General features: G+C 36.6%; 22 protein-coding genes. 16 read left to right on the top strand and 6 right to left on the bottom strand.

Annotation, left to right across the window (positions count from 1 at the left end; genetic code table 11):
• Positions 1–34 precede the first annotated feature (34 nt).
• Positions 35–1,162 carry an oxidoreductase gene (locus LN051_RS07650; RefSeq protein ID WP_229291950.1) on the top strand — a complete coding sequence of 376 codons (1,128 nt, stop codon included), beginning with the start codon at positions 35–37 and terminating at the stop codon, positions 1,160–1,162.
• 102 nt (positions 1,163–1,264) lie between these two features.
• Here the strand turns inward: LN051_RS07650 and LN051_RS07645 are convergent, their stop codons facing one another.
• Entirely contained in the window at positions 1,265–1,495 is a 231-nt protein-coding gene (locus tag LN051_RS07645; RefSeq protein WP_229291949.1) for a DUF2197 domain-containing protein, read from the bottom strand.
• Complete coding sequence (locus LN051_RS07640; protein WP_229291948.1) at positions 1,496–1,978, bottom strand: hypothetical protein; 483 nt, start codon at positions 1,976–1,978, stop codon at positions 1,496–1,498.
• A 137-nt stretch (positions 1,979–2,115) separates the two neighbouring features.
• On the opposite strand from LN051_RS07640, the gene LN051_RS07635 reads away from it, so the two are divergent.
• From LN051_RS07635 to LN051_RS07625, 3 genes are all read left to right on the top strand, one after another.
• Positions 2,116–2,391, top strand: a complete 276-nt coding sequence (locus LN051_RS07635) for an Fpa/YlaN family protein (protein ID WP_229291947.1) — start codon at positions 2,116–2,118, stop codon at positions 2,389–2,391.
• Between the two features lie 77 nt (positions 2,392–2,468).
• A complete protein-coding gene (gene ftsW, locus LN051_RS07630) occupies positions 2,469–3,689 on the top strand; it encodes a cell division peptidoglycan polymerase FtsW (protein WP_229291946.1) in 1,221 nt (406 codons plus the stop codon).
• 265 nt (positions 3,690–3,954) lie between these two features.
• The gene (locus LN051_RS07625; protein WP_229291945.1) at positions 3,955–7,404 is read left to right on the top strand and encodes a pyruvate carboxylase; all 3,450 of its coding nucleotides are present in this window, start codon (positions 3,955–3,957) and stop codon (positions 7,402–7,404) included.
• Positions 7,405–7,460: 56 nt separating this feature from the next.
• Here LN051_RS07625 and LN051_RS07620 read toward each other — a convergent pair whose 3' ends face one another.
• The gene (locus LN051_RS07620) at positions 7,461–8,369 is read right to left on the bottom strand and encodes a COX15/CtaA family protein (protein WP_229291944.1); all 909 of its coding nucleotides are present in this window, start codon (positions 8,367–8,369) and stop codon (positions 7,461–7,463) included.
• Between the two features lie 212 nt (positions 8,370–8,581).
• Here LN051_RS07620 and cyoE point away from each other — a divergent pair, with 212 nt between their 5' ends.
• The 4 genes from cyoE (at position 8,582) to LN051_RS07600 (ending at position 11,607) form a co-directional block, all read left to right on the top strand.
• A complete protein-coding gene (gene cyoE, locus LN051_RS07615; RefSeq protein ID WP_229293645.1) occupies positions 8,582–9,493 on the top strand; it encodes a heme o synthase in 912 nt (303 codons plus the stop codon).
• 24 nt (positions 9,494–9,517) lie between these two features.
• The gene (locus LN051_RS07610) at positions 9,518–9,979 is read left to right on the top strand and encodes a DUF420 domain-containing protein (RefSeq protein WP_229291943.1); all 462 of its coding nucleotides are present in this window, start codon (positions 9,518–9,520) and stop codon (positions 9,977–9,979) included.
• Between the two features lie 124 nt (positions 9,980–10,103).
• Positions 10,104–11,177, top strand: a complete 1,074-nt coding sequence (locus LN051_RS07605) for a CAP domain-containing protein (RefSeq protein ID WP_229291942.1) — start codon at positions 10,104–10,106, stop codon at positions 11,175–11,177.
• Positions 11,170–11,607 (top strand): YlbF/YmcA family competence regulator, encoded by a 438-nt coding sequence (locus LN051_RS07600; RefSeq protein ID WP_229291941.1) that lies wholly within the window; start codon positions 11,170–11,172, stop codon positions 11,605–11,607. Before LN051_RS07605 ends, LN051_RS07600 begins: the two co-directional genes overlap by 8 nt.
• Positions 11,608–11,655: 48 nt before the next feature.
• Here the strand turns inward: LN051_RS07600 and LN051_RS07595 are convergent, their stop codons facing one another.
• On the bottom strand, positions 11,656–12,579 hold the full coding sequence (locus LN051_RS07595) for a lysophosphatidylglycerol phospholipase D (RefSeq protein ID WP_229291940.1): 924 nt from the start codon (positions 12,577–12,579) through the stop codon (positions 11,656–11,658).
• A gap of 90 nt (positions 12,580–12,669) precedes the next feature.
• Here LN051_RS07595 and LN051_RS07590 point away from each other — a divergent pair, with 90 nt between their 5' ends.
• Positions 12,670–12,918 (top strand): DUF2129 domain-containing protein, encoded by a 249-nt coding sequence (locus LN051_RS07590; RefSeq protein WP_229291939.1) that lies wholly within the window; start codon positions 12,670–12,672, stop codon positions 12,916–12,918.
• On the opposite strand, the gene LN051_RS07585 is transcribed toward LN051_RS07590, so the two are convergent.
• Complete coding sequence (locus LN051_RS07585; protein WP_229291938.1) at positions 12,919–13,308, bottom strand: DUF7147 family protein; 390 nt, start codon at positions 13,306–13,308, stop codon at positions 12,919–12,921.
• A 59-nt stretch (positions 13,309–13,367) separates the two neighbouring features.
• Between LN051_RS07585 and rsmD the strand changes: the two genes are divergently transcribed.
• Positions 13,368–13,919, top strand: a complete 552-nt coding sequence (gene rsmD, locus LN051_RS07580; protein ID WP_229293644.1) for a 16S rRNA (guanine(966)-N(2))-methyltransferase RsmD — start codon at positions 13,368–13,370, stop codon at positions 13,917–13,919.
• Entirely contained in the window at positions 13,912–14,397 is a 486-nt protein-coding gene (gene coaD, locus LN051_RS07575; RefSeq protein ID WP_229291937.1) for a pantetheine-phosphate adenylyltransferase, read from the top strand. The genes rsmD and coaD overlap by 8 nt, the downstream gene beginning before the upstream one ends.
• Before the next feature lie 102 nt (positions 14,398–14,499).
• Here coaD and LN051_RS07570 read toward each other — a convergent pair whose 3' ends face one another.
• Positions 14,500–15,639 (bottom strand): nucleotidyltransferase, encoded by a 1,140-nt coding sequence (locus LN051_RS07570; RefSeq protein ID WP_229291936.1) that lies wholly within the window; start codon positions 15,637–15,639, stop codon positions 14,500–14,502.
• 126 nt (positions 15,640–15,765) lie between these two features.
• Here LN051_RS07570 and LN051_RS07565 point away from each other — a divergent pair, with 126 nt between their 5' ends.
• From LN051_RS07565 to pheT, 5 genes are all read left to right on the top strand, one after another.
• Positions 15,766–16,308 carry a YceD family protein gene (locus LN051_RS07565; RefSeq protein WP_229291935.1) on the top strand — a complete coding sequence of 181 codons (543 nt, stop codon included), beginning with the start codon at positions 15,766–15,768 and terminating at the stop codon, positions 16,306–16,308.
• 42 nt (positions 16,309–16,350) lie between these two features.
• Positions 16,351–16,524 (top strand): 50S ribosomal protein L32, encoded by a 174-nt coding sequence (gene rpmF / locus LN051_RS07560; RefSeq protein WP_229291934.1) that lies wholly within the window; start codon positions 16,351–16,353, stop codon positions 16,522–16,524.
• A gap of 102 nt (positions 16,525–16,626) precedes the next feature.
• A complete protein-coding gene (locus tag LN051_RS07555) occupies positions 16,627–17,373 on the top strand; it encodes a TrmH family RNA methyltransferase (protein ID WP_229291933.1) in 747 nt (248 codons plus the stop codon).
• A 300-nt stretch (positions 17,374–17,673) separates the two neighbouring features.
• Positions 17,674–18,738: a phenylalanine--tRNA ligase subunit alpha gene (gene pheS, locus LN051_RS07550; protein ID WP_229291932.1), complete on the top strand. Its 1,065-nt coding sequence runs from the start codon at positions 17,674–17,676 to the stop codon at positions 18,736–18,738.
• On the top strand, positions 18,732–21,137 hold the full coding sequence (pheT, locus tag LN051_RS07545; protein ID WP_229291931.1) for a phenylalanine--tRNA ligase subunit beta: 2,406 nt from the start codon (positions 18,732–18,734) through the stop codon (positions 21,135–21,137). The genes pheS and pheT overlap by 7 nt, the downstream gene beginning before the upstream one ends.
• Positions 21,138–21,151: the final 14 nt, after the last annotated feature.

Here is a 21,151-nt window from a genome sequence, read left to right as displayed (position 1 = left end):
TTACACTAAATAGAGATAAAAAGGAGGGCCTTTAATGGAACAACGTTTTAAATCTTTATTTGAAAGTATTACTTTTCCGAATGGAAAGACGATTAAAAACAAGTTTGTTCTCGCACCACTCACACATACGATTTCTAATGAAGATGGGACAACATCAGAGCGTGAAATCGAGTTTGTTAAATCACGAACACAGGATGTAGGGATGGCGATTACGGCTGCGAGCTACATTAATATAGAAGGCAAAGCTTTTCCAGGACATCCTTCTATTTCTAAAGAAGCGGATTTGAAAGGCTTAAAACGTCTAGCTCAAACCATTAAACAAAATGGTGCTCTAGCGATTATACAAATTCATCATGGTGGCGCGCGTGCATTACCTAAGTATGTACCCAATGGTGATGTTAAAGCACCGAGTGACATTGAAGATTATGGTTATGGTCAGTCTCAAAAACATTCTTCTCGAGCAATGACTGCTGAAGAGGTTATGCAATCCATCAAAGATTATGGTCGTGCTACTGAACTTGCCATACGTGCTGGATTTGATGGTGTAGAAATACATGGGGCCAACCATTATCTTATCCATGAGTTTGTATCGCCACATTATAACCACCGAAGCGATAAATGGTGTAAGGCTTTAGCTTATCCTAAAGCTGTTGTAGAAGAAGTGTTGAATGTAAAAACGTCATTGGCGCCTAAAGATTTTGTTATCGGTTATCGTTTTTCACCGGAAGAAGCTGAATCACCTGGAATTTCTATGGAACTTACAGAAAGATTAATTAAAATGCTTATTGCGTATCCACTTGATTATTTACACGCTTCTTTAATGGATATTCAATCTACAACAAAAGAAGGTAAATATGCCGGCGAAAAACGTATCACATTGTTGAAGAGATGGGTAAATCACCAAATGCCTTTAATTGGGATTGGTTCTATCTATTCTGTTGATGCCGCTTTAGCAGGTTTGAACTCAGGGGCAGATTTGATTGCGCTTGGTAGAGGTTTATTGTTAGATGCAAGATTAGTAGCTAAAATTAAAGAAAATAAAACAGAAGCGATTATACGTCAATTTGATTCTAAGCGAGAAGATAAACATCAGTTGCCGATCGAACTTTGGCATTTGTTTAATAAATCGGCATTTCCTATACCGAAAAAAGAAAATGAATAAACGAATAGGCTAGGGAGAAGGCTGTTTTTGGCTGCCGTTTAGCGGTTGCTTAGAGCGCGTAATCCTAGCCTATTATTGTGTAAGAAAGTTGTACGTGTGACGTTACGCGCCATGCGTTTTCGTATGCTTTAGGTTCGTTGATGTTTCGTCATTATCTGTAGTAAGTTGGGAAGACGATGTTTTGTTGGAACGATGCTTAGGGGTATCTAAGCGACTTTTACATTCATCACACATAAATGTTTGAATAGGGTTATTTTTTAAACGTTTTGCAATCAGTGTATCCTCATCTAGTAATACTTCTGTATCACAAATGATACACGTTACTTTTCGCATTTATAACACCTCGATATGCGTAACATATTTAAATGGATATTGAATACCTTCAGTTTGTTGATAGACAAAACTGTCCACAGCATTATCTTGATAAAGTCTTTTTCCATCTTTAGAGAATTGGAAGAATAAATAAGGTAATAAATTGAAAGGAATATCGATATGTTCTGTCTCGTTTGATAGCCGGATGATTGTTGCATCATCAGAAGGTTCTGCATTTTTGAAAAAAGGTGTCATATTAATGACAAAAGAACTTTCAAGTACAGAACGTTTTTTATACTCAATTTCAGAATTTAAAGTAGGTGGATTTGTTTGACCTTCTAAAATCGCACGATTCCACTCACGATTGTCTTCAAATTTAATAGGCTTTTCCCCATTGAAGTCACCTTTTTTTAAATCTTCAATGCGAATTTTACGATCATCAAAAATCCAAGTTGAACTGTCCAATGTAATTGGAAATTTTACAGACCCTTTGATTTGAATCATATTCATTGCACTCCCTAATAGTAAACTAAATTTATTTTATCATACTTGGGACGGACACGTACGAAATACACTTGCTTTTTAAAAGGGCTTAAGATAAACTTTTAAACATACAGATAAATTTATGGGGGGACGATGTCATGAGCAAGCAATCAAACATTAGCAATGCGGCATACGACCAATTAAATGCAGATGCAGATAGAATTTTACAGCTCATTAAAGTACAAATGGACAACTTAACATTGCCTCAATGTCCTTTATACGAGGAAGTTTTAGATACACAAATGTATGGTTTGCAAAAAGAAGTTGATTTTGCAGTGAAACTTGGCTTGGTAGATAGAGAGGACGGCAAAGCATTAATGCTTCGTCTTGAAAAAGAGTTATCAAAATTACACGAAGCGTTTACAAGAGTTTAGTTGCGATAAATAATTCACCAAGAGCTTTTATCGCAACGACACTTTGTATCTGCGATGAATTGGATGATTAAAACATTATGAATAATATAAAAAACTTGCTTCGATATATTTTGAGATCCTCTAAATATATCGATTTTCCATTATTAATCACTTATCTTGCGCTATGCTTTATTGGTTTGACCATGGTTTATAGTGCAAGTATGGTAGCAGCAACAAGAGGAACGCTTACTGGTGGTGTGTCAGTGCCAGGTACATATTTTTATACGAGACAGCTAATCTACGTTATTTTTGGATTTGGGATTGTATTTTTCATTGCCTATTTATTGAATGTGAAAGTATTAAAAGCACCCAAGTTTCAAGTCGGCATGATGGGATTTATCGTGTTATTGCTTTTGGCGACATTAGTTGTAGGGTCTGAAATAAACGGTTCTCGAAGTTGGATAAATTTAGGTTTTATGAATTTACAAGCTTCAGAGTTGTTAAAAATCGCTATTATTTTATATGTCCCATATATTATTGAACGAAAAAGAAGGCAAATACAGCGAGATCCAACCGCAATTTTATGGCCTATATTATTTGTAGGTCTTATTATTGGGCTCGTATTATTACAAAAAGACGTAGGACAAACACTTTTAATATCCGCCATTTTCTTTTCTATTATTTTATATGCTGGAATTGGTGTCAAAAACTTCTTGAAAATTGGCTTTTTTAGTTTATTAGGTCTTTTTGTAGTCATTATTATTATCGTTGTATTCAGAATTAACATTTTACCTACGTATCTTACAGCACGTTTTAGTGCACTGGAAAACCCTTTTAACTTTGAAGATGGTATTGGTTATCACCTTGCCAACTCACTCCTTGCTATTGGTAATGGAGGTCTTTTCGGAAGAGGACTAGGAAATAGTATTATGAAATTAGGTTATTTACCTGAGCCACATACAGACTTTATCTTTGCAATCATTGCAGAGGAATTAGGTTTGGTAGGAGTATTAATTGTTCTAAGTTTATTGTTCTTTATTGTGTATCGATCATTTGAGCTCGCTTCACGTACGACGTCTTATTTCTATAAATTAGTTTGTGTCGGGATTGCGAGTTACATTGGTATTCAAACCTTCATCAATTTAGGTGGGATTTCTGGCTTGATTCCATTAACTGGGGTGCCACTGCCATTTATTAGTTTTGGAGGTTCCTCAATGATCAGTTTAAGCATTGCGATGGGCTTATTATTAATTGTGTCAAAACAAATTAGATATGAGCAAGCCCGCAAGCGTTATATTAATAAAAAACAAGCTACTTAAAGCAATAACGAGAGCTTTGAATCTAAATGTGTGATATGATTCTTAGTTCTCGTTTTTTATTTTGACTTTTGACGCGATAGATTTTAAAATGAATCTGGTAATAACAAATTTCTATCAAATTAGATAAGGAAAAGTTATAACGTGTAATAAAAGTTATTGCGTAATTGAATAATGAAGAATAATTACCATTTTAACTTTTAGTCGTCATTTGATATACTAGTAATTATGTTTTTAGAATTTTCGAACTTTTTAGGAGGTTGGCTTTATGAAACGCATTCGGAAGTTATTAGTCGCAAACCGCGGAGAGATAGCCATACGTATCTTCAGAGCTGCAACGGAATTAGACATTCAAACGGTTGCGATTTACTCAAAAGAAGATATGGGTTCATTACATAGATACAAAGCAGATGAATCTTACCTTGTGGGAGAAGATTTAGGTCCAGCTGAAAGTTATTTAAATATTGAAAGAATCATTAAAGTGGCCAAAGAGGCGAATGTAGATGCCATTCATCCAGGATATGGCTTTTTGAGTGAAAATATGCAATTTGCGAAGCGTTGTGCGGAAGAGGGGATTATTTTTATTGGACCTCATCTCGAACATCTTGATATGTTTGGTGATAAAGTAAAAGCACGTACAACAGCAATTAAGGCAGATTTACCTGTTATTCCAGGTACTGATGGTCCTGTCGAGGGGTTTGAAGCGGCCCAAGCGTTTGCGGAAAGCGCGGGCTTCCCACTAATGATTAAAGCTACTAGTGGTGGCGGTGGAAAAGGGATGCGTATCGTGCGCGAACCTTCTGAATTAAAAGAAGCATTTACACGTGCTAAATCTGAAGCGGAGAAGTCATTTGGTAATAGTGAAGTTTATATTGAAAAGTTTATAGATAACCCTAAACATATCGAAGTTCAGATTATTGGTGATGAAGATGGCAATATCGTCCATTTATATGAGCGTGACTGTTCAGTTCAAAGACGCCATCAAAAAGTTGTCGAAGTTGCTCCATCTGTTTCATTATCTGATGAATTGAGAGCGCGAATCTGTGCGTCAGCGGTTGAATTAATGAAAAAAATTAATTATGTCAACGCCGGGACAGTTGAATTTTTAGTTTCAGGAGAAGACTTTTATTTTATTGAAGTCAACCCTCGTGTGCAAGTAGAGCATACGATTACTGAAATGATTACAGGTATTGATATCGTTAAAACTCAAATTTTAATTGCGGATGGCGAACCATTACATGGCGAAGCGATTCGTATGCCAGCCCAAAATGAAATTAAAACATTGGGCTATGCGATTCAATGTCGTATTACTACAGAAGATCCAACACAAGATTTCATGCCTGACACAGGCCGCATCGTAGCTTACCGTTCAAGTGGTGGATTTGGAGTACGTTTAGATGCTGGTGATGCATTCCAAGGTGCCGAGATTTCTCCATACTACGATTCTTTACTCGTTAAAGTTTCTACACATGCAATCAGTTATAAAGAAGCACGTGAAAAAATGGAACGTTCTTTACAAGAAATGAGAATTCGTGGTGTCAAAACGAATATTCCATTTTTACGTAACGTTATCAATCATGAAAAATTCGCATCAGGTGATTATACGACAAAATTTTTAGAAAATGCACCAGAATTATTTGTGATTCAACCTTCTAGGGATAGAGGTACTAAAACATTAGAATATATTGGTAATGTCACAATTAATGGGTTTCCTAATGTTGACAAAAGACCGAAACCTGTCTTCGAACCTGCGTCAATTCCGGAAGTAAGCCATGAGACGCTTGCAAGCTTAAAAGGTACAAAGCAATTATTAGATGAAAAAGGCCCTCAAGCGGTTGCAGATTGGGTAAAAGCTCAAAAAGATGTGTTGATTACAGATACAACATTCCGAGATGCACACCAATCACTTTTAGCTACACGTGTGCGTACACATGATTTACTTAAAATTGCGCCAGCAACAGCAGAAGTCATGCAAAATAATTTTTCATTAGAACTATGGGGCGGCGCAACTTTTGACGTTGCATTTAACTTTTTAAAAGAAAATCCATGGCATCGATTACATGAGCTACGCAAAGCGATTCCGAATGTCCTGTTCCAAATGCTTTTACGTGCTTCTAACGCAGTAGGCTATAAAAACTATCCAGATAACGTGATTCAAAAATTTGTGAAACAAAGCGCTGAAGCGGGTATTGATGTTTTCCGTATTTTTGATTCATTAAACTGGGTTGAACAAATGAAAGTAGCAAACGAAGCGGTTCAAGAAGCGGGTAAAATTTCAGAAGGAACGATTTGTTATACAGGTGACATCTTGAATCCAGAGCGTTCTAATGTGTATACATTAGATTATTATGTTAAATTAGCAAAAACGTTAGAGCGTGAAGGATTCCATATGTTGGCCATTAAAGATATGGCCGGACTATTAAAGCCGCGTGCAGCATATGAATTAATTGGAGAATTAAAAGCGGCAGTAGACTTACCAATCCACTTACATACACATGATACAAGTGGAAACGGTATTATCATTTATAAACAAGCGATTGATGCAGGTGTGGATATTGTTGACACTGCAGTAGCTGCAATGTCTGGGTTAACAAGTCAACCAAGCAGTAACTCACTTTATTATGCGCTTGATGGCTTCGAAAGAGATCTGCGTATGGATATTGATGGTCACGAGGTATTGTCTCATTATTGGGATGCTGCGCGTGCTTACTACAGTGATTTCGAAAGTGATATGAAGTCGCCGCATACGGAGATTTATCAACATGAGATGCCAGGAGGACAGTACTCTAACTTACGTCAACAAGCTAAAAGTTTAGGGCTAGGGAACCGTTTCAGTGAAGTGAAAAAGATGTACCGCCGTGTCAACTTCTTATTTGGCGATATTGTAAAAGTAACGCCGTCATCTAAAGTTGTTGGAGATATGGCGTTGTACATGGTTCAAAATGATTTAGATGAAGCGTCTGTGATTAAAGATGGTCATAAATTAGATTTCCCTGAATCCGTGGTTTCTTTCTTTAAAGGTGAAATTGGACAACCTGTAAACGGCTTTAACGAAGCATTACAAAGTGTTGTTCTAAAAGGACAAACACCACTAACGAAACGACCAGGTGAATATTTGGAACCTGTAGATTTTGATGCTTTAAAAGTAGAGTTGCAACAAAAGCAACAAGATAAAGTAACAGATGAAGATGTCATCAGCTATGTCTTATATCCGAAAGTATACGAACAATATATTCAAACATATGAAAAATTCGGAGATGTCTCTATTTTAGATACACCGACATTTTTCTTTGGAATGCGTGATAATGAAACGGTACAAATTGAAATTGATAAAGGGAAAATTTTAATTATTACATTAAAAACAATCACAAAACCAGACGAAAATGGCATGTGTACAGTCTTTTTCGATATGAATGGGCAAGCACGACGTGTTCAAGTTAAAGATGAAAACGTTCAAGCATCCACACGTGCTAAACCTAAAGCGGATAAATCTAATCCGACGCATATCGGTGCGCAAATGCCCGGAACTGTGCTTCAACTTAACGTTAGTGAAGGTGATGAAGTAGAAGCGAGTCAAGCATTAATTATTACCGAAGCTATGAAAATGGAGACAACGGTGCAAGCACCATTTAAAGGTATTGTTAAAAAAATTCATGTCGCGCCTAATGATAGTATTGAAACAGGCGACTTACTCGTGGAATTTGAACAAGCAGAATAAAATCAATATAAAAAAGGGTGTCTTCCTTATATGGATGACACCCTTTTGGATTACAATTATTGTTCGCCACGATTTGATCTTAGTATTAACAATAAGAAATAACTTATCATTCCAAAAAGTAACGTGATGAATAGCGCATGAAACAAAGCAACGATTAAATTGACGTTTGTAATCACTGATAAAGCGCCTGTCAGAACTTGAAGAATGATTAAAATGAAGCTTGCGGTATAACCGTATTGAATCGTACGAATCGTTGGATAATTTTTAACGGCATGAATATATACCATCATTACTGTTAAAAATGCGATAAATGCTAAAGTACGATGAGACAACTGTACCCAATCATGTACATCATGTGGCACTAAATCATTAAAAGGCAAAGGCCAAGCACCGTAAGCTAGGCTAGAGTCTGTATGACGCACTAATGCTCCAGTATAGATGGCTACATAGATAATACCCGCCATGAGCCAAGTTAGGCGTTGGAGAGGTTTACGTATATGTACGATATTAGCTTCATATTTTTGGTCTAAATCAAAAATGATTAATGTTAGCACGAAGACAGATGAGAAACTGATAAGAGATATCCCAAAGTGTAGTGCCAAAATATAATCGTTTTGTTGCCACATTACTGCAGCAGCCCCGATTAAAGCTTGTAATAATAAGAATCCAATACTAATGCTACATAATGGTTTCACTTCTTTAATGTGGCCAATATGTTTCCAAGATGTGATTACAAGCCAAAGTACAACGAGTAAAGAGAGTCCAGATACCGCGCGGTGACTCAATTCAATGATCGTTTCAATCGGGAGGTTTTCAGGTAAAAAGGCACCGTGACATAATGGCCAATCTGATCCGCACCCATCTGCAGAACCAGTTTTTGTAACGAGCGCCCCACCAAGCTGAACCCATATCATCATTAAAGTAGCTAATACGGAAAGCCACTTTAGGTTTCGCTTTCTAAACACTGCTCAACACCCCGTTATTAAATAAAGTTGTAAAAAAGATGGAAATTCTACATTTGGCTCTATTATATCAAAAAATGCGCCTCTGTTTGTGACTTAATCATGACTTTCAATCAATGTCGATAAAGTGTCACATTTTTTTCGGAATTTGCCTAGTAAAGTATTTCACTTTAATATATCATTGTATTATATGAGAACTTTAAGGGGGGCAAATGATGTCTAAATCCGAGTTAGCCGTTCGAACTAAAGGACGTGTAACTTTTCAAGAATTAAAGCAGATTATCAAGTTAGGCCTTGTCCAAGGTAACCTGATTCCTGCTTTTGCTGGCGCATGGTTAGCTGTCGTTTTTACACACCATTCTTTTTTAGGATCTATTCCACAAATTATTACGATGGTGCTTGGTTCGACATTAGTGATGGGGGGCGCATGCGCACTCAATAATTATTATGACCAAGATATTGACCGCGTAATGCCGAGCAAGCAAAATCGTCCGACCGTTAACGACCGGATTTCAAATCGTCATCTTTTAATATTAAGTTTAGGCATGATTGTAGTAGGGGAAATCTTGCTTTTCATGCTTAATATTCCAACAGGAGTCATTGGCTTAGCAGGAGTCATTGGCTATGTTTCATTTTATTCAATATGGTCAAAACGCCACACAACTTGGAATACGGTGATCGGGAGTTTTCCTGGTGCTGTACCTCCGTTAATTGGTTGGGCAGCCGTTGATGGACAATTATCCATTTTAGCGTGGGCATTATTTTTAGTTGTATTTTGTTGGCAACCAATTCATTTTTATGCGTTGGCTATTAAAAGAAAAGATGAATATGCAATGGCTAATATTCCAATGTTACCATCTGTGAGTGGTTTTAAACGTACGCGTCTAGGTATGTTTTTATGGTTATTTGCACTATTACCAATTCCATTTTTAATGCAATCACTAGGAGTGGTATTTGTAGTGCTAGCGACGTTGTTAAATTTAGGTTGGTTATATTTAGGGATGACAAGTTTCAAATCAACGACAAATGAGTCAAAGTGGGCAACGAAGATGTTTATTTATTCTTTAAATTACCTTGTTGTGTTTTTTGCGCTTGTCGTTGTGATGACTTTAATAAATATGATTTAAACGGAAATGAGTGAGGGTTAAAAAATGAGCATACCAATTTTACCTACTATTAGTACAATGTGTATCGTAATCAGTGCAATTTTTGTTGCTATTGGTTGGAGACTGATTTGGAAAAAAGAAATAGAAAAACATAAAAAAGTCATGTTAATTGCAGCAATATTTGCCGTAGTGTTCTTTACAATATATGCGAGTCGTACAATCTTTATTGGTAATACAGCATTTGGTGGACCGGATTCAGTTAAATTGTATTACACTATTTTCTTATTCTGTCACATTACACTGGCGACTGTAGGCGCTGTTTTGGGACTTATCCAAATTGTGACAGGTTTAAAAGACAAATATCATGTTCACCGTAAAATAGGACCATCTGCTTCATTGGTGTGGTTCTTCACTGCAATCACAGGTGTTGCTGTATATCTTTTACTTTATATTTTATATCCAGGCGGCGAAACAACGTCTTTAATTAAAGCCACTTTTGGATTATAGTGTGTTAGGGTTGTAACAATCGTTGCTCAATGATGTTACAACTCTTTTTTGGTATCAATTATTTTGACTTTTGCTTCAAAAATGGGAAAATATTGTAAAATACCACGTTTTGAAGGAGGTGCCTATGAAAAGTATTATATTTAAGATGTTAGGCGTTATATTATTCATCGGCTTCTTGATTTATTTGTTTTATTCTCCTAATCTTGAATTTGATGTTTTAGAAAATCCTAACCGATCAAATGATTCGGCTAAGCGTAATAATGCACCCCAACATAAACAAAATGAAGGTGAAAATTCAACTTTGACCAAAGGTGTGGGCACCTTAGTTGGAAAGTCAATGAATAAAGTGACTGAAAAATACGGTCAAGCAGATCGAACGTACAGCTTTGAAAAAGATTATGAAAACTACATTTTTCATAGAGAGGATATGTATCTCATTATTACAGCCAAAAATCATAAAGTGATATCGGTCTATGTGACGGGCGAAGGCTCGAAAACAAAGGTAGGGCCTATTGATATCAATTCTCCTGCCGATAAAATTTATAATTCATTTTCTATCAATACGGAGCCGCAATTTAAGTTGAATGGGCGTGAATATCATTACGAATTGTCGGATGAAGATATTAAAACACAAGCATTGATACAGTTTGGTGACATTTATGAACAGGTGTTTATAGATCAACAAACGAATCGTGTTATTGGATTGAGATTTTTAGATAAAGAGGCGTTAGTTGCGATGAATCCATACGCGCAAAATGAATCTTCGATGTTGAGCGAAGATGAAGTAGACAAAAAAGAAGCGCATAAAAATCCAGACCAAGATGTTAACCAACGATTGACTTTATATGAACTTACAAACGAAATGCGTCAACTGTATCATCGCAAACCTCTAACAGTAGAAGGAAAACTTGAAAGTGTAGCTAATGTGAATTTATTTAATACCCTATCTAATGGTAACACTACTTTTACAGAGTCTAATTTAATCGATGTATTAGACCAAGCGGATTTACACTACAATAGTGTTTCACAAAATGTGGCGTATAATTTTACTGATATTCCAACGCTCGCTCATAGTTGGATGAATTCAGACGTCCATCGTTCAAGAATGTTAAATGAAAAATATACTAAAATGGGTAGTGAAATTGATCGACAGTATTTCATATTAATCTTTCTAGAGGAGGAAGAAAGAGATGTTTAATGAAGCATTAGTGACGGTTTTAGACAAAACAGATCAATTAGGAGATATGATTAGAGCGTCTGAAGTCTATCATCAATATAAAGAAGCGCAACAGGCATTAAAAAATGATGAAACCGCACAAAGTTTGTATCAAGCATTTTTAACTACGCGCGTGGCATACAACGAAGTCCAAAGGTTTGGGCGTTACCACCCAGATTATCAACAAATTATGTTAGAAACGAGACGTGCTAAGAGGCAATATGAAATGCATCCGACTGTGATTACATTCAAGCAAGCTGAAACAGCGCTACAACAACTTATCGATGAAGTTGTCACGGTATTAGCTACAAGTGTTTCAGAACATGTTAAAGTAGATGCTGGCACACCACTATTTGATAAATTAGCCCACGGTTGCGCCACAGGTGAATCATGTAAATGTAAAGCGCATTAACGTGATAGAGCACCTCGAAAAAGTATTTTTTTCGAGGTGCTCTATCTTTTAACGTAGGTTAATTGTTTTAAACTGTTGCGCTAAAGTTGGGCGATCAGTCACTATAGTATGGACGCCGTGCGTGATTAAATCACACATTAAATCAATACTATTTACGCCATAATAACCCGGCGCAATTTGACGTGAATTAAGCCAAGAAATGAACCGTTTTGATGTAAGTGGTAGCCCTTTATAAGAAAGGGGCATTTGGAATGTGAGCGCTTGCCCATCGTAAAGTTTGGAAAAACCAGTATAAAATTTAAGTATGCCTTCAGTCACTTCAGCTTGACTTGCGCCTGTTGCAATGTCGTTAGAATGGTAGAGGTTAAAGCGCTCGATTTGTTCTTTATGAAAACTTGTAACGAGTACACGATGTTGCGCGTCATGTTTGACGATAGTTTGATACAAGCGTTCAGCCGCAATACTTCCTTCATACGTTTCAGGATGGTCTTTAATATCAATATTAACCAATTGATTAGGGTAGCATGTAAACAATTCATCTAATGTCATAATTTTAGCTTTAGGATGGTTCTTGTAAGGTGTTGTACCATTAATATCTGTAAAATGATAGCCGGCATCTAATTTTTTTAATTCATCTAACGTATACTCTACAACGCGGCCAGAGCCATTTGTTGTACGATCAACATCAGCATCATGAAATACGATGACATGTTCATCTTTAGAAATACGGATATCAATTTCAAACCCAGTCAACCCGAGTTTTTCACTATGATCAAAGGCGAGGGCCGTATGTTCAGGGCGTTCGTACATACCGCCTCTATGACTTAATATAAAGGGGGCAGGATGTTTGAAATAGGGATGGATGTTTCGCGGATTAATTTCTTTTTTGATATAGTTCAATAAAAAGCGGCTGCCTATTAAACTTGAAATCCCTATAATGGTACGCGTGATGATTCGGCGCGACTGTGTCATTTTTACCAACTCCTTAATGTGATAAAATTTATCTTTTCGTTTTTATCGCACACATGGTACGATATAAGCGTGAAAGTGCGAGGTGAAAAAATGGAAATCGTACAACGAGAAAAATTAATTATTTACTTAAAAAATATGAAACATGAACGTCAAATACGTAAGTATGGTCACATTGTTTCGACGAACAAAACACATAAATATGTCGCAATGTATGTAGAACAACAACAAATAGATCAAATCGTTCAAAATTTGATGAAACTTAAATATGTGACGAAAGTGGTAGGTTCACCATATAAAACTATAAAAAAAGTATACGAAAAAGAAAAATATGAATTTTAGCTACTCAAGTGGTGGCAACCAATGTTGAAGTCTTAAAACACTTTTTAAATAATTAAAGTATAGCTCTAATTCTGGATATGCTTCAGGAGCGTGGACATCTACACCAACCATTTCGATATTATAAGGTGAGGCGAATGATTGGATGAGTTCGTATTTACGATTAGTTTCAGGAAAGGGATAACGTAAAGCATTCAACATGATATAAATCCCTTGGAAGTACCTTCCTTCTGTAGGTTGCATAATTAAAGCAACGGATGTTAATTGCGCTTCGGATTTTGGTGTATGAAAAAAGACGATACGCTCGACTCTTGGATGATTATAATCGATCAGTGTTTTAAATTCGTATAAATCTGTAAGCCCTTGACCAAGTACGATAAATGATTGTTTCATGATGTTCCTCCTTCATGAAAATTATATTAAAAATGAAAAAAGATTGGAAGTGTAAGTATATGCGCGTCATCGCCGGAAAACATAAAAGCAAACCGTTAGACACTCTCGAAGGTCGAAATACAAGACCTACTATGGATAAAGTGAAAGAGGGCATTTTTAATAGTTTACATGAGGTTCAAGGTATCGGATTAGACTTGTTTGCTGGAAGTGGCGGTCTAGGCATTGAAGCACTTTCAAGAGGAATGGAGAAAGTTATTTTTGTAGACCAAAATTTTGGCGCAATCAAAATTATTCGTCAAAATATAAAAAAATTAGGGCTTGAATCTCAAACTGAAGTTTACAAAAACAACGCTGATCGTGCGCTTAAAGCATTGTATAAAAGAGAAATTCAATTTGATATTATCTTTTTAGATCCTCCTTATGAAAAAGGTTTGATAGATAAAGCGTTGGAACGTATTCAAGAATTTGATTTATTGAAAAAGAATGGTATTATCGTGTGTGAGTTTAGTCATCGTGAATCTATTCAAAGTAACGGCTTCAAAGAAATCAAACGATATCACTATGGTTTAACTGATACTTGTTTATTGGAAAAAGGAGAAAATCATGACTAATACAAAAGCAGTCATTCCAGGAAGCTTTGATCCTATTACTTTGGGTCATATCGATATTATCGAACGTAGTGCAGAGCGCTTTGAAGAATTGCATATATGCGTTTTGCGCAATAGCAGTAAAAAAGGGACGTTTACATCTGATGAACGCATTGCGCTAATTGAAGCTTCAGTTTCACATTTGGATAATGTCTATGTCCATTCTTATGGAGGTTTGTTAGTAGACTTTTGTGAATATGTTGGTGCGACAACGATTATTCGTGGTTTACGTGCGGTGAGTGATTTTGAATATGAATTACGCCTCACGTCCATGAATAGAAAATTAAACCCTAATATTGAAACGTTATATATGATGACATCAACAGATTATTCTTTTATTAGTTCAAGTGTTGTGAAAGAAGTGGCACAGTATGATGCAGATATTTCAGAATTCGTACCAAAACCAGTAGAAGAAGCGCTATTAAAAAAATTCAAATCATAACCACCCGTTTAATGGGTGGTTATGATTTTTGTGTCATTACGGATGATTGAATACATCTTATTGGTGCAACACATTATTATTTCGAATTTTGAGCCAGTGTATTTATCTGTCGTGTGAGATGATGACAGGTGTATTGAAATCTGTGTTTGTTTGCTGCGTTAGTAGATTGTATATATCTGTCGCTTTTATTTCGTGTTTAAAATAAGAAGCGGATGTTTTATTGACATTGGTAATTAAGTTTTTCTCTGGATAGCGTTGTTTTAGATTTTTTAAATACGTTTGTCCTTTAGTTGTCATGCCTAAAATTCTAACCGCATTAATGTGAGGTTGGACATCTTCATAACGAAAATTCAGTAATACGTTCATTAAAATGCGTTGTATATGTGTATGCGTGTAACGCTTTGTTTTCAGTTTTGTGAGCAACGCATCCCAATGATTAACCTCACGAATCATGCGACTTAAGCGATGCTCAAATCCTTCACTCATTGTATAAATGGAAGCAAGTGATGTGAGAGATTGTTGTAGCACGGTGAGTTGAATCATTTTAAATAGCGTATCTGTTTGAGTGAATGGATGAGAAAACAATGGATAATTGTTCGGTGGGACGCAGTTTTTCCAATGTTTTCCATTATTAAGGATATCTTTACGAATTGCAGAACCACTTGCAAATGTATGATGTGCGATTTCATTTTGGTGATGTTGTGCATTGGTACGCGATATTGTGTATGGTTTGATGTTACTATTTTGTATGTGTAATTGCTTGAGATAAGACAATGCTAAAATATTGTTAGGTGACTCGATACACGCATCATTTATATATTCACCGACGATCCGAGCATAACTTTTACCTTGTTTGAGTGCGTTTTGAAATTGCGGATGATTTTCAAAGTGGCATATTTGTTCAGCTATTGACTTAAGCTGACGGATATCGCCACTTTCGCTACCAAATGACAGGGCGTCTACGTCTAAATAATTGGCAACTTTGACACCCATTTCTGCAAAACGATCACTTGAAGATAGACTGCCGAGTAAAGGCAGTTCAACGACAAGATCAACACCTTGAAGCGCCATTTGTGTGCGTGTGAATTTAGAATACATTGCAGGCATACCACGCATCATAAACTGGCCACTCATGATCGCGATGACCACGTCTGCATTAGTGATGTGCTTTGATTGTTGCGCGTGATAGAGGTGTCCATTATGAAAGGGATTATACTCTGTAATGAGGGCAACACTTTTCATTTGCTTTCTTTCCTTTCGTGTCTCATTATGAGTATTGTAACAGAACTAAAGATGTTAAGAAAAAATCTTGACAACTTTAGCGTCAAAAGTTAAAATAAATTTTGTGCTTGTTAGAGGTGAAGCCATATGAAATGGTCAATAACACAATTAAGAAAATACCAAGGACAACCTTTTAAATTTAATCAAACTGTTGAATTTAACGATTTAGCTGGAACTTTAGATATTATACATTTATCTCCAGTTCACATTGAGGGTGAATTAATCGTAAAGTCGAATGAAGTCGTTGCAACTATGCATTTAACTGGAATGTATACGATGGCATGTGCACGTACACTTAAGCCAGTAGAAGTTCCTTTGGATACAACATCGACGGAAGTGTTTGATTTAGATGGTTTATACGAAGATGAGGACGATGAACATTATCATCTCGCGACGGATGGCATCATCAATCTTCGTGCAATCGCGGAAGAGATTGTGATGTTAGAAAAACCTATGCGTGTTATCGCTGATGATAGCGAAGACATGTTAACAGGTGGTCAAGGTTGGGAAGTTGTTGACGAAACACAAATTTTGGATAACGACCCTTCACAAGATGAGTCGCATAAAAAAGTCGATCCAAGGCTTCAAAAATTACAACAGTTTTATGATGATGGTGATCGCGCACGCTAAAATCAATACGTCATATGTAATGAATAAAAGGGAGGATTAATCATGGCAGTACCAAAAAGAAGAACTTCTAAAACAAGAAAAAACAAACGCCGTACGCATTTCAAATTAACAGTACCAGGTATGCAAGAATGCCCAAACTGTGGTGAATTTAAATTATCACACCGTGTATGTCCAGGTTGTGGTTCATACAAAGGTGAAGAAGTCGTTTCAAAATAATTGATACGATATAAAATCGCTTTGACGCATTGAGGTCAAAGCGATTTTCTTTTTAACTTTATGATAGAATGAAATAAAATGATAAAGAGTTGAGGCGTGTTTATGGAACAAATTACTTCCAACCAAAATACAAAAGTGAAATTATATCAAAAGCTAAAAAAGAAACGTGAGCGCGACAAACAAGGGCTTATGATTCTTGAAGGGTATCATTTAATTGAGGAAGCATTTCAAAATAATTTAACTATTGAATATCTATTCGTACTTGATGTGGCGCGTGTCGATCAAGCGTTAATTGAAGCGAGTCAGGCTACTTATGAAATAAATATGAAAGTGGCTGAAACACTAGCTGGAACGGTAACGCCTCAAGGTATTTTTGCGATTGTTCAAAAACCAACGTTTGAAATCTCTACTGCCAAACAAGTGCTTATATTAGATCGTGTACAAGATCCGGGAAATGTAGGAACATTGATTCGAACGGCAGATGCGGCAGGTTTAGATATGGTTATCGTTTCTAGAGGAACTGCTGATGTTTTTTCTGATAAAGTGTTGCGTGCGAGTCAAGGTAGTGTGTTCCACATACCGGTAGTGGTAGAAGAAGATGTGGTACATTTTGTTCAAAACTTTAATGGGCCAGTTTATGGTACTGCGATAGAAAATGCTGTGTCCTATCACAAGATTGACAAGAAGCAAACGTCATTTGCGCTCATTTTAGGTAATGAAGGTGAGGGGATGACTAAAGCTCTTTTAGATGCGACGACGCAAAATGTTACGATTCCTATTTATGGTCGCGCAGAAAGTTTAAATGTAGCGATTGCAGCTGGGATTTTAATGTTTCATTTAAAGGGTTGACCCTCAATTTACTCATGTATATAATTGATGTATTGATACAGAATAAGAATGCTTATAAAAAGACGGAAACGATACGAAACAATTGTAAAGGGAAGGTCGGCAATAACTGTGAGTCGCCTCAATTGTGTATGGTTTTTTTCACCTTTTTAGCTACTTAAAGAGATTTAAGTCGGGTTTATGACTCGTTATCAACATAAATTCAGAGTGTATGTAGGAGACTACATAAAACTGGGTGGTACCACGGAAAGACTTCGTCCCATGTATAGGACGGGGTCTTTTTATTTTTAAGGAGGATTAAAGATGTCGCAAGCAGATGAAATGTTACAAATTAAAACTGAAGCACTTGAGGCGATTCAACAAGCGGATAGTGAAAAAGCTTTACAAGACGTGAAAGTACAATATTTAGGTAAAAAAGGTCAAGTGACCGGTTTAATGAAAAATATGAAAAATTTATCAAAAGAAGAAAAACCTGAATATGGTCAAAAAGTGAATGAGGTACGTCAAGCCATTACAAGTGCGATTGAAGAAAGACAAGCCGATTTAGCTGAAGCACAGTTAAACCAACAACTTTCAGAAGAATCTATTGACGTTACATTGCCAAGTCGTAAAATCGCAAATGGAGCTAAACATCCGTTAACACGAACAATTGAAGAAATTGAAGACTTGTTTTTAGGATTGGGTTATGAAATTGTTACAGGCTACGAAGTTGAACAAGATTATTACAATTTTGAAGCGCTAAATTTACCAAAATCTCATCCAGCTCGTGACATGCAGGATAGCTTCTACATTACTGAAGAAATTTTAATGCGTACCCATACCTCACCAGTACAGGCGCGTACGATGGAAAAGCGTAACGGCGAAGGACCTGTGAAAATATTATGTCCTGGTAAAGTATATCGACGTGATTCAGACGACGCGACACATAGTCATCAGTTCACACAAATTGAAGGGCTTGTTGTAGATGAAAACATTAAAATGAGCGACTTAAAAGGGACGCTTGAATTATTAGCTAAATCATTATTTGGTGAAGAACGTGAGTTGCGCTTACGTCCAAGTTACTTCCCATTTACAGAACCTTCAGTAGAAGTAGACGTTTCGTGTTTTAAATGTAAAGGTGAAGGTTGTAATGTATGTAAACATACAGGCTGGATTGAAATTTTAGGTGCGGGTATGGTCCACCCTAATGTGTTAGAAATGGCTGGATTTGATTCAAAACGTTATTCAGGTTTTGCTTTCGGTATGGGACCAGATCGTATCGCGATGTTGAAATATGGCATTGAAGACATTCGTCATTTCTATACGAATGATGTACGTTTCTTAGAGCAATTTAAAGCGGTAGAAGATAGAGGTGAAACAACATGTTAATTTCAAAAGAATGGTTAGAATCCTATGTGAATATTGATGTTTCCATTGAAGCGTTGGCTGAACGTATTACACGTTCGGGTATTGAAGTTGATGAAATTATTGATTTTACTAAAGATATTAAAAATTTAGTTGTTGGATATGTAGCATCAACTGCAAAACATCCAGATGCAGATAAATTAAGCATTTGTCAAGTCGATATTGGTGAAGATGAATTGACTCAGATTGTCTGTGGGGCCTCTAATGTCGATGCTGGTCAGACGGTAATTGTCGCTAAAGTAGGCGGGCGTCTTCCAGGTGGTATTAAAATAAAGCGTGCCAAATTACGTGGCCAAGTGTCAGAAGGTATGATTTGTTCTTTACAAGAAATTGGTTTAGCGAGCAATGTAGTACCAAAAGCTTTTGAAGAAGGGATTTATAACTTCACTTCACAAATTGAGCCAGGGACAGATGCTTTAAAAGCATTATATTTAGATGATCAATTAATGGAGTTTGATTTAACACCAAACCGTTCTGATGCGTTAAGCATGATTGGGACTGCTTACGAAGTAGGGGCTTTATATCATCAGCCTGTACAGAAGCCAGAAACAACGCTAACTTCAGAAAAAGGCGATGCACATCATAAACTTTCTGTGAAAATTGAAAATGAAGACAAAGTGCCTTATTATAGTGCGCGAGTTGTAGAAAACGTTACTATTGCGCCTTCTCCAGAGTGGATGCAAGCGCGCTTAATGAAAGCGGGCATTCGACCAATTAATAACGTTGTTGATATTTCTAATTATGTATTATTAGAATATGGTCAACCTTTGCATATGTTTGACCAAGATAAAATAGGTTCTAATGAAATTGTCGTGCGCCAAGCACGTGAAGGCGAAACAATGACAACATTAGACAATCAAGAACGCCAATTACAGACGAATGACATCGTTATTACAAACGGAACAGAGCCTATTGCACTTGGCGGCGTCATGGGCGGTGATTTTTCAGAAGTAACAGAACAAACTAAAAACGTAGTAGTTGAAGGGGCCTTATTTGATACGGTTGCCATACGTCATACGTCACGTCGCTTGAATTTAAGAAGTGAATCATCAAGTCGCTTTGAAAAAGGATTAGCAGCAGAATTTGTGAATGAAGCAGTTGACCGTGCGTGTTATCTTTTAGAGACGTTGGCGAACGGAGAAGTGTTAGCTGAACGTGTTGCTCAAGGAGATTTGGGTCCTTTAACACGTACAATTGAAATTACTGTAGATAAAGTTAATCGAACAATAGGCTTTAATGTGTCAGAACATGAAATGATAGAGGCACTTCAACAACTTGGTTTTGAGACGACTGTAGAAGAGCAAACGCTCCAAGTAACGGTACCTTCTCGCCGTCCGGACATTAAAATTGAAGCTGATATTATTGAAGAAATTGCGCGTATTTACGGGTATGATAATTTACCTTCATCACTTCCAGTATTTGAGTCTGTAACAAGTGGTGCGCTTACAGACCGACAACGTAAAACGCGTGCGATACGTGGTGCTTTAGAAGGCGCTGGATTGTCACAAGCCATGACATATTCGCTTGTTGACGAAAAGCGCGCTAAAGCTTTTACAATGGAAGCGCGTGAAGCGATCAAATTATTAATGCCAATGAGTGAAGCACATTCTACATTACGTCAAAGTTTAATCCCACACTTGATTGACGCTGCACAATACAATGTGGCACGTAAAAATCAAAACATTGCATTATATGAAATCGGAAATGTCTTCTTTAGCAATGGTGAGGGTGTTTTACCAGACGAGGTAGAATATTTAAGCGGTATTATGATAGGTGAATACGTTGCACATCCTTGGCAAGCTAAAAAAGAAGTGGTAGATTTCTATCTTACAAAAGGTGTAGTGGACCGCATCGCCGATAAACTAGCACTTTCTTTTGATTATGAAACAGCACAAATAGACGGTTTACACCCTGGGCGAACAGCAAAAGTATTATGTCAAGGTGATGTAATTGGATTCATTGGAGAACTTCACCCAACAGTAGCGAAACAATATGATTTAGGACGTACATACGTCTTTGAATTGAATTATGAAAAGTTAATGAGCTACCGTGTAGGTTATATCAACTATAATCAAATTCCTAAGTTTCCTGGCGTAACACGTGATATTGCATTAGTAGTTGATACAGAGGTACGTGTATCAGCATTGATTCAAACTATTAAACAAGCCGGAAATCATTTATTAAAAGAAGCTTCTGTATTTGATGTCTATGAAGGTGAACATATGGAAGCAGGTAAAAAATCAGTAGCGATTCGATTAGAATATTTAGATACTGAAAACACTTTGACTGAAGCACAAGTAGCAGAAGTTCATGATCGCATCCTATCAGAACTAGAACAACAAGGTGCAACGTTAAGAGGTTAGTAAGTGACTATATT

It is taken from the genome of Staphylococcus ratti, assembly GCF_020883535.1.
GTDB classification, from domain to species: Bacteria; Bacillota; Bacilli; order Staphylococcales; family Staphylococcaceae; genus Staphylococcus; species Staphylococcus ratti.
This window is presented reverse-complemented; position numbering and strand designations above follow the sequence as displayed.